10 protein-coding genes are annotated in these 12,710 nt (G+C 56.9%); 2 read left to right on the top strand and 8 right to left on the bottom strand.

Annotation, left to right across the window (positions count from 1 at the left end):
• Window positions 1–81: 81 nt before the first annotated feature.
• The 3 genes from CIK76_RS15885 to CIK76_RS15875 all read right to left on the bottom strand — a co-directional run bounded on the left by CIK76_RS15885 (window position 82) and on the right by CIK76_RS15875 (window position 4,099).
• Window positions 82–1,128, bottom strand: a complete 1,047-nt coding sequence (locus tag CIK76_RS15885) for an AraC family transcriptional regulator (protein WP_096288185.1) — start codon at window positions 1,126–1,128, stop codon at window positions 82–84.
• A 62-nt stretch (window positions 1,129–1,190) separates the two neighbouring features.
• Entirely contained in the window at window positions 1,191–2,564 is a 1,374-nt protein-coding gene (locus CIK76_RS15880; protein WP_096288183.1) for an alpha/beta fold hydrolase, read from the bottom strand.
• A 200-nt stretch (window positions 2,565–2,764) separates the two neighbouring features.
• The gene (locus tag CIK76_RS15875; RefSeq protein ID WP_096288181.1) at window positions 2,765–4,099 is read right to left on the bottom strand and encodes an MFS transporter; all 1,335 of its coding nucleotides are present in this window, start codon (window positions 4,097–4,099) and stop codon (window positions 2,765–2,767) included.
• A gap of 594 nt (window positions 4,100–4,693) precedes the next feature.
• Here CIK76_RS15875 and CIK76_RS15870 point away from each other — a divergent pair.
• Window positions 4,694–5,023, top strand: coding sequence for a hypothetical protein (locus tag CIK76_RS15870; protein ID WP_141393590.1), 330 nt, complete (start codon window positions 4,694–4,696; stop codon window positions 5,021–5,023).
• A gap of 701 nt (window positions 5,024–5,724) precedes the next feature.
• On the opposite strand, the gene CIK76_RS15865 is transcribed toward CIK76_RS15870, so the two are convergent.
• The 5 genes from CIK76_RS15865 to CIK76_RS15845 all read right to left on the bottom strand — a co-directional run bounded on the left by CIK76_RS15865 (window position 5,725) and on the right by CIK76_RS15845 (window position 12,123).
• Window positions 5,725–8,115: a bifunctional salicylyl-CoA 5-hydroxylase/oxidoreductase gene (locus tag CIK76_RS15865; protein ID WP_096288177.1), complete on the bottom strand. Its 2,391-nt coding sequence runs from the start codon at window positions 8,113–8,115 to the stop codon at window positions 5,725–5,727.
• A gap of 67 nt (window positions 8,116–8,182) precedes the next feature.
• Window positions 8,183–9,814, bottom strand: a complete 1,632-nt coding sequence (locus CIK76_RS15860; protein ID WP_096288175.1) for an AMP-binding protein — start codon at window positions 9,812–9,814, stop codon at window positions 8,183–8,185.
• A gap of 34 nt (window positions 9,815–9,848) precedes the next feature.
• On the bottom strand, window positions 9,849–10,742 hold the full coding sequence (locus CIK76_RS15855) for an acyl-CoA thioesterase domain-containing protein (protein WP_096288173.1): 894 nt from the start codon (window positions 10,740–10,742) through the stop codon (window positions 9,849–9,851).
• Window positions 10,739–11,221, bottom strand: a complete 483-nt coding sequence (locus CIK76_RS15850; protein WP_096288171.1) for a cupin domain-containing protein — start codon at window positions 11,219–11,221, stop codon at window positions 10,739–10,741. Before CIK76_RS15850 ends, CIK76_RS15855 begins: the two co-directional genes overlap by 4 nt.
• Window positions 11,222–11,262: 41 nt before the next feature.
• Complete coding sequence (locus tag CIK76_RS15845) at window positions 11,263–12,123, bottom strand: fumarylacetoacetate hydrolase family protein (RefSeq protein ID WP_096288169.1); 861 nt, start codon at window positions 12,121–12,123, stop codon at window positions 11,263–11,265.
• A 141-nt stretch (window positions 12,124–12,264) separates the two neighbouring features.
• On the opposite strand from CIK76_RS15845, the gene CIK76_RS15840 reads away from it, so the two are divergent.
• Window positions 12,265–12,684: a RidA family protein gene (locus CIK76_RS15840; RefSeq protein WP_096288167.1), complete on the top strand. Its 420-nt coding sequence runs from the start codon at window positions 12,265–12,267 to the stop codon at window positions 12,682–12,684.
• Window positions 12,685–12,710: the final 26 nt, after the last annotated feature.

The following is a 12,710-nucleotide window of genomic DNA, read 5'->3' as shown; positions in this document are numbered from 1 at the left end:
AGACGAAGTGCTGTTCGAACAGCGGCGCGGATTCCATTGAGTGATTCAGCTGAGTAGACCCGATCCTGCCGATCGGCTGGATCAGGTTTGCCGATACTCCGCCGAATGCCCGGTGAGGTGGCGTTTGCGGGTCTCGCGTGGTGTTTCGCCATACCGCTGACGGTAGCTCGCCGAGAATCGACTTAGGTGACCGAAGCCGCAGTCAGTGGCAATTTGAGCGATGCTCAGGTGTGGCGCCGCCTGATCCACGAGCATGCCGTGCGCTGCTCGTAGGCGTTCCATTACAAGTAGTTTTAAGGGTGAGCGCTGGAAGGCTGCAGCGGTGGCTAGCTGCAAGGTTCGGGTTGAGATGCCCAGTCGTTCGGCATAGTCGGAGATCTGTGCGTCTTCGCGCGCGTGTTCGCGAAGCAATTGGATAAAATGGTGGGCTATGGCGTTCTGGGAGAGTAGATCGTCTGGGATGTCATGATTGGAAGCCTCCCGATTTCTCGCCAGTGAATGGTCGACGGCAACCAGAAATCTCATGATCATCATTTCCAGCGCCGCGGCGGTAACGACTTCATAGCAGTCCGCTGGATCGGCTTCCAGCTCGTCATGGAACGCCCGCAAGGTTTGCATGAATTTTTGGCCGTTTGTGGTCGTCAAGTCCAATGAATGTGCCACGGTGAGTCCGGCTGCGGATGGGATCGAATACATACGTGCCGCCACGTCCTCCACAGTAGCCCGCGGTAGGCAGATCAGCAGATGGGGTGATTCTCGGTTCCACCGGATCACCGCAGGTTCGTCGGTGGGTGGAAGGGTAGCCCGATTGGGCGTGGCAATGATTTCTTCGGTCCCCACTCTCATTCGAGACTCTCCGGAGATCGGTAGTTGGATGAGAAAGATGTCACCGAGCTGCTCGGGGGAGATGCGCACGGGAACTGCGTATTCCAGCGTCAGCAATCCGCAATCGTGAAACCAGCGTGCCCGGGCATCGAGACGTAAGGCCGTGCGCTGTTCAAGTGGCTGCAATTCATGGGAAACGAAAAGCCGGGAGAAGTATTCCTCGGCTTCCCTAGGTCGCGAAAAATGTAGCTGTTCGCCCGTGGGGATCCAAGCGAAATGCTCAGGGAAGTGCGAAATCGACATGTTTTGTCCTGATTGGTCACTGCCGCGAGACGCGGTGCGCTGTTGGCGACTAGAGTGAGGAGCTAACCCCGCACGTAATCCGTCATCTGTTTAATAAGTGGTTTACTGATTGCCGCGAAGTCCTCCGGGTTGACTCCGGTCAGCATTGGCGCATCTTTCCACGCGTGAAAGTTGCCGAATTGGTATGGCAGGTCGAGGCAGTGACACGAGCCAAGCGTCGTGTTGGAGCTTGGAACATTGAACTCGTGAAGCTGTACGTTCTTGCCCGCGGACGAATAAGCACTGGCTAGCAAGGTTGGCAGTTCTTGGAACTGCGCCCACGAGGTGATGGCGCGCAACCGCAGGTACGGGTTGGACTTGGTGTCGACCATTCGCCGATGCAGATGCTCTGGCACCGTGGAGGGGTCCGGGATAAAGGCACGGTAGGAGTTTTCGACTTGTTCAGCGGTGGCCTTGATGGCCGCGGCAGAACCGCAAAGGAAAATTCCTGTCTCATCTAGGGTATAACGCAGGAAAACATCATCGACGATCAGATTCTTGGTGGAGGACAGTGGGTCCAAGAAATCTGTGGGTAGATCGATCGACGCGGTGGGCAATAAGGGGGCCGGGGTATAACCAACCGGAGCCGAGGCTAGTTCGGGCTGTAGCACGGCGCGCGAACACGAGATGGAATCCGCCAACAGCTTGTCTGTGGGAATCTCACCTAGTTCGGCTCCGTTATTCGCCAGAGATATCTGCTGGCGGGTCGCCTCTAATTGCTGGCGGCTCCACGGAGTGCGAGTGCCCATGGACAGGAGGGCAATCCTGCGGAACTTTCCGCGTAATCGTTCCAGCTGCGACAAAGCATGAACATACCAGCCTCCGGCGGACTGACCTACCAGGGTGACGTTTTCTGGGTTGCCACCAAAGTGCTGAATGTTCCGTTGAACCCATTCCAAAGCAGTTTCCAAATCCTGAAGTGGGCGGTGCTCTGCGGAATCGGAAAGGTGCGCTGTAGCGTGAATCCGGTAGTTTACGCTGACAACGCAGACCCCTTCACAAGCGATCTCGTCACCTTCGTACCAGCTGAAGGTCCCGGCGCCCGACACCCAGGCACCACCATGAACGAACACGAGAACCGGTAGGTCGGTGAGACCTTCTGGTGCAAAGGTGTTTAGGAAGAACGCGTCTTGGTCGTGAATTTGTTTTCCTGCTGGCGAACCCATGAACGTATCTAAACGGGAAGTGAGCTGAGGGAAGACCGGTACATCCTCAGTCGAATCGAACTGTGCGGACGCGGCCAATCCCTCGGAGAGTGGAACTAGGCTTGGCGGATCGAATCTTTGACCGTCCTGTAGCCGAGCATAACGCACGCCAATGTGCCGCTGTATCGCTCGGTTGGGTCGGAAGAATGAGTTGGGATTGGTCGAAGGCGCGGTGCGCACGGGGGTGGTCATGAATCATTCCCATCATGCCAACTGTATCTTGAGTCACAGAGTCTCATGTGACAACAATAGAGCGATAGTCAAAAAACTGCAATAAAGGTATTCTGGCTCGGTCGCGAAATGCTTCCAAAATAAGGAACTAGGCCCAGCATTGGATAACGCCGGGCCTAGTGATCGTGATTTTTGCTCACGCTTCGATGTGCGTCCCGCTGTTACTTTGCCAGGTCTTTGTTACGGGTTTCTGGGGAAAGCGCCGCGGCGATCAGGACCAGTGCGCAAAGCGCAATCAGGTAGAAGTCGAAGATTCGTGGAGAACCTTCGGCGTACAGCCATGCCTGAAGATATGGCGCGGTACCGCCGGCGAGGGCGCCGGCAACGGAATATGGCAAACCCATACCTACGGCCCGTACCCGAGTAGGGAACTGCTCCGGGAAGTACGCTGGCATGATGGCGGTGGGTGCCGAAATTAAAATCATACCCACGCCCATGTAGACGGCCAGTCGCCAAATCTCGGGGCCACCGTTTAAGACGATGGTCAGCGGGATGATCAGTATCATGGCGCCAATAGCAAAGAAATACCAGTTGAACTTACGTCCGATGCGGTCTGACAGCCAACCCCAGAACACCAAACAGGCGATAAAGAAGACGTTGGCGCCGGTGCTCACCCAAAGTACCTGAGTTGGGTCCATCCCCAGTGGGCCCATGGCAAATGCTGGAGCCATAATCGACCAGACGTAAAACATGACTGTACCGCCGGCGGCAAGACCTACGATGCGCATGCATGCACGGCGGTGCTCCCAGATGTCGGCGAACATGCGACCGCGAGGTTCTTGGGATAAGCCAGCCTCGGCCAGCCGGACCTTTTCCTTGAACATCGGAGTTTCGTCCAACTTCCGGCGCAGGTAAAGTGCGTAGATACCTAAAAGTCCGCCCAGAATGAACGGAATGCGCCAGGCCCATTCGCGGACGGCGTCCGTACCGAGTGTGGTGGACAAGACCGCCCCGAGCAAGGTGGCGGCGATAACACCGAGAGTGACGAAGGCAAAGACACTGGAAGACCAAAGCCCGCGGGATTTGCGTGGTGCCATTTCGGTGACGTAGGTGAAGGAAGATACAACTTCGCCACCGTGTCCCAGACCTTGCAACATGCGCCCCGCGAGCAGAAAGGCGGCTGCCGCGGCTCCAATGCTTCCGTAGGTTGGCGAGACGCCGATTAGGAGGCTACCGCCGGCAGTGATCAACATGGAAATCGACATAGCCTGGCGGCGTCCGTAACGGTCAGCGAACCAGCCGAAGAATAGACCGCCAAGCGGGCGCATCAGGAATCCTGCGCCGAAAATGGCGAGGGTACCGAGCAGTGCAGTGACCGGATCTCCAGCATGGAAGAACTGGCCAGCAAAGTAGGCTGCAAAAATTGAATAGGCGGTCCAGTCGTACCACTCTAGGGCGTTACCCACGCCGACACCCAGAATGATTTTGCGTTTTTCCCGTGCGGTTTGCGGAACTTCGGGCCGAGTGGCTGTGGAAGCCTTTTGTAATCCCGTCATGATGAGTCTTTCGAGAGAAGGTGTGCGAGTGAGGAGATAGCTCGCGGAGGATGATCGACAACCGGGTTGTGTAATGCTGACACTTCCGGGTCGTTTCTGCTTGGTGGGAGAAAGTCTGCCAGAAGCAAGGCGGCTTGTATAGCCGTTTTATTGCGACCGTTGCTATATATGCAATACTTTAATTAGAAGTTCTAGGTGCCGAATCCTTGCGTACCCTGTGAAATGACGCGACCTTGAATGTTGTGAATGAAGAATCTAAGAATCATAAATGCACCTGCAGTATCGATTTGACTAGTTGTTTATCGAAAATGGTCGATGATTCCGCTTGGAAGATCGTCATTGATCTCCAGGTTCTTAGTACACGGTCGAAATCTAGTCACGTCCGAAAATTTGGCGCAAATTAGAAACGGTACTTAGATTTCTGTGCCAACTTTTAATTATTCTGAACGATCGGCCCGCGAGAATGCTCGCTTATTTGGTCCAGAGACCAGCAAAGGAACCTATATGAATTCTCAGCTTGAACTCACGTCTGCTCAGGCGGTTCGAACCTTTTGGGAAGCTCAGCAGAGAGGTGATAGGAAAACTGCCCGATCCGTGATGGCCGAATCGCTGGCGTGGCGTGTCGCAGGAGTCCATTCGGCGGTGGCTCGGACCTACGAGGGCGCAGATTCCTTCTTTGACGATCTCATCGGAACCTTGGGCCAGACCTTTGTCCCGGGGACGGTCCGACTGAATATCAAGGGAATCTACTGCGACGAAGCGCAGTCAATGGTTACGTCACACGTCCACGAAACCGCTCAGGCGCGCAACGGGATGAACTTTGACATAGAAATCATCACGATCATGAAGGTGGAAGCCGGGATCATTACTAGCTGCGACGAGTTCATGGATTTGCATGAAGTTCTGCGAGTCTTAGGCCGGTAAAAATTATGGCCATTTCCTAGAAAATTTCCGGTCGCTCTTACTCGGGGTCCAATTCATAAAAGGGCTTCTTGCCCCGCCCGCAGCATTTGACAATGGGAAGCGGATTTTAGTCATGAGTGAAAGGATTTGTGGACCACGAGGAGGCAATCATAGAGTGGTTATGAAGCAGCCAAATAAGGTCAATTCACAACCTCTCAGCGTCTTCTGGGGTTTGTCGACTTTCTCGCAGTCATTCCAACATCAGCTCGCGGCCGTCGTAAAGACCTGCCCGCCGGCAACGACGCGATCACGCTTGGCAGTCCCCGTGTGTCTTATCCTTCTGGCTTGCCCATGCCTTTGATGCTGGGCTGTTGGAGTCCGGGAAACAATGCGCACACACCGGTACAAGCAATCGCTTGCTCTCCGAGGACGACTGTCGAGTCGACACGGTTTGTCGAGAAGTCTAGTCCTCATAAAGGGAAGGGCTGACCGGGGCCAAAAGGAGAGACTGCGAATCGCGCGGATGTGATGACTGGAGCTATGTCAACGCCAAAAGCTACCCAGGCCAGGTCAGGCACTGCGTAACTGGTGAGACGCTCTGCAATTTTTATCGATCATGGAAATGGCTTATCCATGTTCAACGGTGGGTGAAAGGATAGGCAAGCAAGAGGCACTCATCACGTTGAGAGTGCGCCTCTTGCTTGCCTTAAACTACGGAAGGGTTACCGGCTGGTTGCCAGCGCCTGGGCATCCTTCGCCGGGGTCCAACGCACGTGCGTCGGGTCAACTTCTTGGGTCTGAGACAACAGCGAGAGCCGCGGGCGTACCGCATCGGTGCGGGCTGCTGGTGGCTTGCGTCGTCCAGCTTTCAGCGGCAATGGCCAAGTCGCGCCGGCGCCCACATAATCCTGCTCGGCTGCTGCCTGCAAGGTCCACTGCGGGTTGTACAAGTGGGTACGACCCAGTGCTACCAGATCCGCACGGCCCGCCAGCAGGATCGAGTTCACGTCATCGTATGAGGAGACTGCTCCGACGGCGATGACAGAGACACCCGTCTGAGCGGCAACCTGATTGCGGATCTTGTCCGCAAAAGGAGTCTGGTAGCTTCGCCCGAAGGCTGGCTTTTCATTTTTGACGATCTGCCCGGAGGAGACATCAATGAATTGCGCACCATGGTTGATGAAGGCTGCGGCGATGCCAACCGCGTCCTCTTCGGTGTTTCCGCCTTCGGACCAATCGGTGGCCGAGATGCGCACACCGATAGTCTTCTCCTCTGGCCAGACCTGGCGCACCGCGTCCAAGACTTCCAATGGGTAGCGCAGTCGGTTTTCCAGCGAGCCACCATATTCATCGGTGCGCTTATTGGACAACGGGGAAAGGAAGGAGGAGAGCAGGTAGCCGTGGGCCATGTGTACTTCCAGCACGTCGAAGCCTGCGGCGTCGGCGCGGCGGGCCGCGGCGACGAACTGCTCACGCACCTCGTCCATCTGCGAGCGGTTCATCGCCACTGGCACATGGCAGCCTTCCCCGTAGGGCAGTGCGCTCGGAGCCAGTACCTCCCAGTTGCCTTCCTCCAGTGGCTGGTCGATGCCATCCCACATCAGTTTCGTCGAACCCTTGCGGCCCGAGTGCCCGATCTGTGCGCCGATCTTGGCATTTGAATTTCCGTGCACATAATCGGTCACCCGCTTCCACGCGCTGGCCTGTTCATCGGTGTAGAGCCCGGTGCATCCAGGGGTAATGCGCCCGATATTCGAGACACATACCATTTCGGTCATTACGAGCCCGGCACCGCCCATGGCCTTGGAACCCAGATGGACCAGATGGAATTCACCGGGTACCCCGTCGGTGGCCGAGTACATGTCCATGGAGGAGACCACCACGCGGTTCACCAGATCGGTGTTGCCCAGCTTATGTGGCTGGAACATTGCAGGAGCGACGGAGGGCGAATTATTCAACCTGGCAAAGTTCTCTTCAACGGTTTGCGCAAACCCGGGATCTCGCAGCTTCAGGTTGTCGTAGGTGATCCGCCGGGAACGGGTGAGCAGGTTGAAGCAGAACTGCACAGGGTCCTGATCCTTGTACTGGCCAATATTTTCGAACCACTCCAGTGAGGCCTGGGCAGCACGCTGGGTGGATTGAACCACCGGACGTCGTTCGGTTTCGTAGGCAGCCAACGCGTTATCCACGTCAGCGTGCTCATGCAAACAGGCTGCCAGTGCCAGGGCGTCTTCCATGGCGAGCTTGGTACCCGAGCCGATGGAGAAGTGGGCGGTGTGCGCGGAGTCTCCCAGAAGTACGATGTTTCCATGACGCCAGTTTTCGTTGCGCACCGTGGTGAAGTTGATCCACTTCGAGTTGTTGGTGAGCACCTGGTAGCCGGCCAGCTCCTCGGCGAAGATCTCGGACACCTTGGCCACGGACTTTGCGTCGCTGACACCCGGGGCGAAGACTTCATTTTCGGTCTCATCAAAACCGGCTGCTCGCCACACGTCCTCGTGCATCTCCACGATGAAGGTTGACCCCTCATCGGAGTACGGGTAGCCATGAATTTGCATGGTTCCGGCGTCGGTTTCCTTGACGAAGAACTTGAAGGCCTCGAACACCTGATCAGTGCCCAACCACATGTACTTCGAAGTACGCGGATCAAGCGAAGGCTTGAAGGACTCGGCGTATTTGGTGCGCACGGCGGAGTTCAGCCCGTCGGCGGCCAGCACTAGATCATATTCAGCCGAGAGCTGTTCCACATCTGGGGCCATGGTGGAGAAACGTACATCCACACCCAGCTCGATGCAGCGGCGCTGCAGCAGCTCAAGGAGTTCCTTACGGCTCATGGCCGCGAAGCCTTGGCCGCCTACGGTATGCATCTGTCCGCGGAAGTGGATGTCGATATCGCTCCAGCGGGCGAAGCGCCGTGACATGTATTCGGCGACCACCGGATCGGCATTGCCGATGCCTCCCAGGGTTTCGTCGGAGAACACCACGCCGAAACCGAAGGTATCCGAGGCGGCATTACGCTCCCAGACGGTGACCTCGTGGTTGGTATCCAGTTGCTTCATCAAAGCGCCAAAGTACAGGCCGCCTGGGCCGCCGCCGATAATTGCAATTTTCATGGTGTGTCCTTTCATCAACCCCACAGGGGTGCTGGGCCGGTAAGGGCCCGGATAAGTTTGTCAGTGCTTAGGCGACCGGTGAGCTATTGAAGGCTTCACGGAGTTTGAAATGCTGGAGCTTGCCGCTGGGATTGCGCGGCAGTTGAGTCACGAAGCGGATCTCCCGTGGGTACTTGTACGGCGCGATCGTGGCCTTGACGAAGTCTTGCAATTGCTTGACCTTCGCGTCGCTGGCCTCGGCGCCTTCGACGAGAACCACAAAAGCACAGACGATGGATCCGCGATTCGGATCAGGACGAGCCACTACGGCGTTTTCCAGCACGTCCGGGTGCTGGTCCAAAGCCTGTTCGACCTCTGGCCCGCCGATGTTGTAACCGGAGGAGATGATCATATTGTCGCTTCGAGCTTGGTAGAAGAAATAGCCCTCTTCGTCCCTATAGAAGATGTCGCCGGTGATATTCCAACCATTGCAGATGTAGTTGTGCTGCCTCTCGTCATCGAGATAGCGGCATCCGGTCGGCCCAATAACTGCGAGCCGGCCCGGTTCATTTGTTCCGACCTCATTGCCATCTTCATCCAGCACGGTGGCACGGTAGCCGGGGATCGCTTTGCCCGTGGCTCCGGGCTTGATATCCCGGCCTGCAGCGGATACGAACACATGCAGCAGCTCGGTGGCTCCGATGCCATTGACCAGTTCCAATCCGGTGGCGTCCTTGACCTGGTGCCAAGTTTCAGCAGGCAGGTGTTCGCCGGCCGATACCGCCACGCGCAGCGATTTGAGCAGGTCTTCCTTGCCATTCTTGAGTATTGCGCGATAGGCGGTCGGAGCGGTAAACAAAATCGTGGCTCCGACCTGATGCGAATACTCGGCCAATTCCACAGGGGTAGCGCGTTCGGTCAGAAGCGAGCTAGCTCCAAAGCGGAACGGAAAAACTACGAGGCCGCCTAAACCGAAGGTGAATGCCAAAGGGGGAGAACCCGCGAAGACATCATCTTGGGTAGGTTTAAGAAGGTAACGGGCAAAAGTGTCCGCATTGGCCAGAATGTCACGGTGGAAATGCATGGTGATCTTAGGGACGCCAGTGGTTCCCGAGGTCGGTCCAAGCAAAGCCACGTCGTCGGCCGCCGTATCCACCGCAGTGAATTCGCCGGACTTGGCAGCACATAGCTGCGCCAGATCGTCCTCGCCCTGGCCACCATAGGTCAGCACTGGATACGTGCCGCCGCTGGCCTGTACGGCGTCTTCGGCGAATCGGTGATCGGTCAGCAGCACCAAAGGACGCGTCAGCCCAGCCAACTTGGATATCTCAGCGGCGCGCAGGGCCGCCATCGTGGTGACCACGACGCCGCCGGCTTTGAGCACGCCAAGCCATGAGGCGACCAGCCAGGAATTATTCGGACCACGAAGCATCACCCGGTTTCCTGGGCGCAGCGCATAGTCTTCGACCAGCACCTGGGCCACTTGGTTCGCTTGGCGTTGCAACTGACCGTAGGAGAGCTTGGTGCCGTCTGGGGCCAGGAGCGCGGTGCGGTCCGCACCAAATTCTGCAACAGCCTGGTCGATGAGGACCTCTGCGGCATTCAGCCTTTCCGGGTACTGCAATTCGGGCAAGGTGAATTCCATTGTCGGCCACAGATTCTGCGGCGGAAGGTGATCTCGCGTGAAGGTATCCTCATGCGCGGAAGGTGAAAGTTCCATCAGGTAACTCCGTAGGGTGAATCGGTCGGATGTCCTAGGCTGTGGTGGTCCGCGCGGCGCGGATCATGCCCTCTTGGGCAACGGTGGCCAAGAGCTTTCCATCGCGGGTGTAGAAACGCCCGATAGCCAGGCCACGGCTGTTTTGGCTGGATACGGCCTCTTGGGCGTACAGTACCCAATCGTCCATGCGCCCTTCACGGTGGAACCACATGGAATGATCTAGACTGGCAGTCACCAATCCCGGGTCACCCCAGCTCAGCCCGAGGCTGCGCATAATCGGTTCCAAGATGGTGTAGTCGCAGACATAGGCCAAAGCGGCCTTCTGCACGAGACTGTCATCCGGAAGAGGCGAAAAAGCGCGGATCCATACGGCCTGGTGAGCGCTCTGTGCGCGCTCGCCGGGAAGATAGATTGCTTCGGGCACGTGGCGCATGTCGAAGCTGCGCCCGCCAGCCCAATAGGTGGCGGCCTGGCTGTCAACGCCCTGCAAGGCTTGGGCTGCACTGGACAATGTTTCCGGGTCGAGGTCTAAGGAATCGCTCGGTGCATCCATTGAGTATTCTGCACCTTCTTCCGGGACGTGGAAGGATCCCAAGGCGGAGAAGACGGGTTTGCCATTCTGGAAGGCGCGGACCTGGCGGGTGGAATACCCACGTCCATCACGCAGGTGTTCGACTTCGTAGCGTACCGGCTGGTGCATATCCACCGGGCGCAGGAAGTATGAGTGCATCGAATGCAGCGAGCGGTCCGTGTCCACCGATTTCATCAGCGAAAGCGCACCTTGAGCAACCATGTCGCCGCCGTAGGCCTTGGGCCAAGGTACATATTGCGGGACCGCGGTGAAAGCCTGGTCGAAGACCTCGGCTTCGCACTCAGTTAATTCGATGGCGTCAAGGAATACCTGTGCGGAAAGTTCGGTGGTGTTCATGCTCGGCGGTATCCTTCCAGCGAGGCGTCCGAAACATCGGGGAGGTTCACTACGATGTTTTCTGGGGTGCGGGCGGTGAGCCACACGAGTTCTTCGGTGACCGACATATTTGCTTCAACGTGTGGCATGAAGGGCGGAACGAAGACCCAGTCGCCAGCTTTCATATCTGAATACTGTTCGTAGTTTTCGCCGAAGTAGATGCGGCCATGCCCGCGCAACACGTAGCCGCCGGTTTCTGCTTCGCCATGATGATGCGGCAGGGAACGGTAGCCCGGAACGTTGGACACCTGGCCGAACCAGATTTTGGTCGCTGGGGTGTGCTGGACGCTGACGCCCGAAACACGGATGCAGTCACCTGACTGTGCGGTGTTGGTGTCTTCGGAGCCGGCACGAGTGACCACGGGAATAACTTGGCCATTTTCCGAAGCGTAGATCGAGTTATCGCCTTCGGTGCGGTATGTCATGGGTGTTTCAGTCATGTTCTTCTCCTTTAAAGTTTGTGATGTTTGTTTGCAGGTATTCAGTGGCTCGCAACTGGGGTGTTCACTCGCAGCCGGACGCGGTTTTTGAGGGTTCCGATACCCGGGATTTCTGTCTGGAGCTCGTCCCCGTCTGCGAGGAAACGCGCGGGTTCCATACCCATGCCAACTCCGCCTGGAGTTCCGGTCAATATGACATCTCCCGGGCGCAAGGTAGTGAACTCGGAGATGTAGCTAATGAGTCGGGCCGCTGAGAAGACAAAGGTCGAAGTGTTGCCGCGCTGGACTTCTTCTCCGTTGACCCTGCAGATGACTTCCAAGCCCGACTCCGGATCGAGCTCATCGGTGGTGACTAGCACTGGGCCGAGCGGCGTCGTGCCGTCGAAGGCCTTGCCTTGCAACCACTGCAGGGTGCGGCGCTGCCAGTCTCGCATCGAAACGTCGTTGGCCACGGTGTAGCCGGCAATGGCGGCAGCAGCCTCTTCTTCGGTGGCATTGGTGATTTCGGTTCCGATCACCACGGCAAGTTCGGCTTCCCAATCCACGTTATTTGAAACGGTACTGATGATCTCCGAACCGGGATCGGCGAGGGTGTCGGCGAACTTGGCGAACAACGTCGGATATTGGGGCAATTCCCGTCCCATTTCCAAAATGTGGTCCGCGTAGTTCAGTCCGCAGCAAATCACCTTAGTCGGTGCTGGAACCGGGTTCAGTAGTCGTGCCTCGCCTGTTGGAATCAGACTGTCCGAGCGGTGCTCTGCAAGGACCTTAGAAGCGATGGATAGCCAATCTGAGTCTTTTAGGAACTCGCTGAGATTACGGGCTGGAAGCGGGAGATAGCCCTGGGCGACCTGGAGCGCCGCATGTGTTTGCCTGCCAACTTCGACCGTTGCGAGTTTCATGTGTGAGTCCTTGTTATTCGGTACAGAATCCATGTGTCGACTTTTTTACCGCCGTCACGTAAACTCAATGTAGCACGCATCACAAAGATGACGCTAGAGCCAAATGGGGCAAAATTGATTAGCCCAGTACAGGAGTTGGAAATGACTGAGACCAAGCTTCATCGCAATGAAACGATTAACCCGGCTTCCATGGCTAAGCCCTCTGGCTATGCGCATGGAATGAAGGCCGGAAACACTGTTTACCTTGGCGGGCAGACCGCCCTGGACAAGGACATGAATATCGTTCCCGGCGGCATAGTGGAGCAGTTTAAGCAGGTATTTTCCAACGTGCTGACTACTTTGGTTGAAGCAGGCGGACATCCAGAAGATTTGGTAAGCGTCACGATCTACCTGACCGACGTTGACGACTACATGGCCAATGGCCGCGAAATTGGTCGAGCCTGGCGCGAAATGGCTGGCACCGAATACCCCGCCATGGCTGGCGTCGGTGTCACGCGTCTCTGGCAGAAAGAAGCCCTGATCGAGATTCAGGGTGTCGCCGTGATTCAGGATCGCGACTAATCTTCAGCAAAGCCAAAGAGCCACGG

Origin of the sequence: Glutamicibacter sp. BW80 (assembly GCF_002332385.1) — a bacterium.
Taxonomy (GTDB): Bacteria; Actinomycetota; Actinomycetes; order Actinomycetales; family Micrococcaceae; genus Glutamicibacter.
Note: the sequence above shows the minus strand (reverse complement) of the source record. Positions and strands in the feature narration are given on the sequence as shown.

Bases quoted from the DNA above. Each gene is read 5' to 3' on its own strand.
- CIK76_RS15885 (WP_096288185.1), bottom strand. From the start codon at position 1,128: ATGTCGATTTCGCACTTCCCTGAGCATTTCGCTTGGATCCCCACGGGC.
- CIK76_RS15880 (WP_096288183.1), bottom strand. From the start codon at position 2,564: ATGACCACCCCCGTGCGCACCGCGCCTTCGACCAATCCCAACTCATTC.
- CIK76_RS15875 (WP_096288181.1), bottom strand. From the start codon at position 4,099: ATGACGGGATTACAAAAGGCTTCCACAGCCACTCGGCCCGAAGTTCCG.
- CIK76_RS15865 (WP_096288177.1), bottom strand. From the start codon at position 8,115: ATGAAAATTGCAATTATCGGCGGCGGCCCAGGCGGCCTGTACTTTGGC.
- CIK76_RS15860 (WP_096288175.1), bottom strand. From the start codon at position 9,814: ATGGAACTTTCACCTTCCGCGCATGAGGATACCTTCACGCGAGATCAC.
- CIK76_RS15855 (WP_096288173.1), bottom strand. From the start codon at position 10,742: ATGAACACCACCGAACTTTCCGCACAGGTATTCCTTGACGCCATCGAA.
- CIK76_RS15850 (WP_096288171.1), bottom strand. From the start codon at position 11,221: ATGACTGAAACACCCATGACATACCGCACCGAAGGCGATAACTCGATC.
- CIK76_RS15845 (WP_096288169.1), bottom strand. From the start codon at position 12,123: ATGAAACTCGCAACGGTCGAAGTTGGCAGGCAAACACATGCGGCGCTC.
- CIK76_RS15840 (WP_096288167.1), top strand. From the start codon at position 12,265: ATGACTGAGACCAAGCTTCATCGCAATGAAACGATTAACCCGGCTTCC.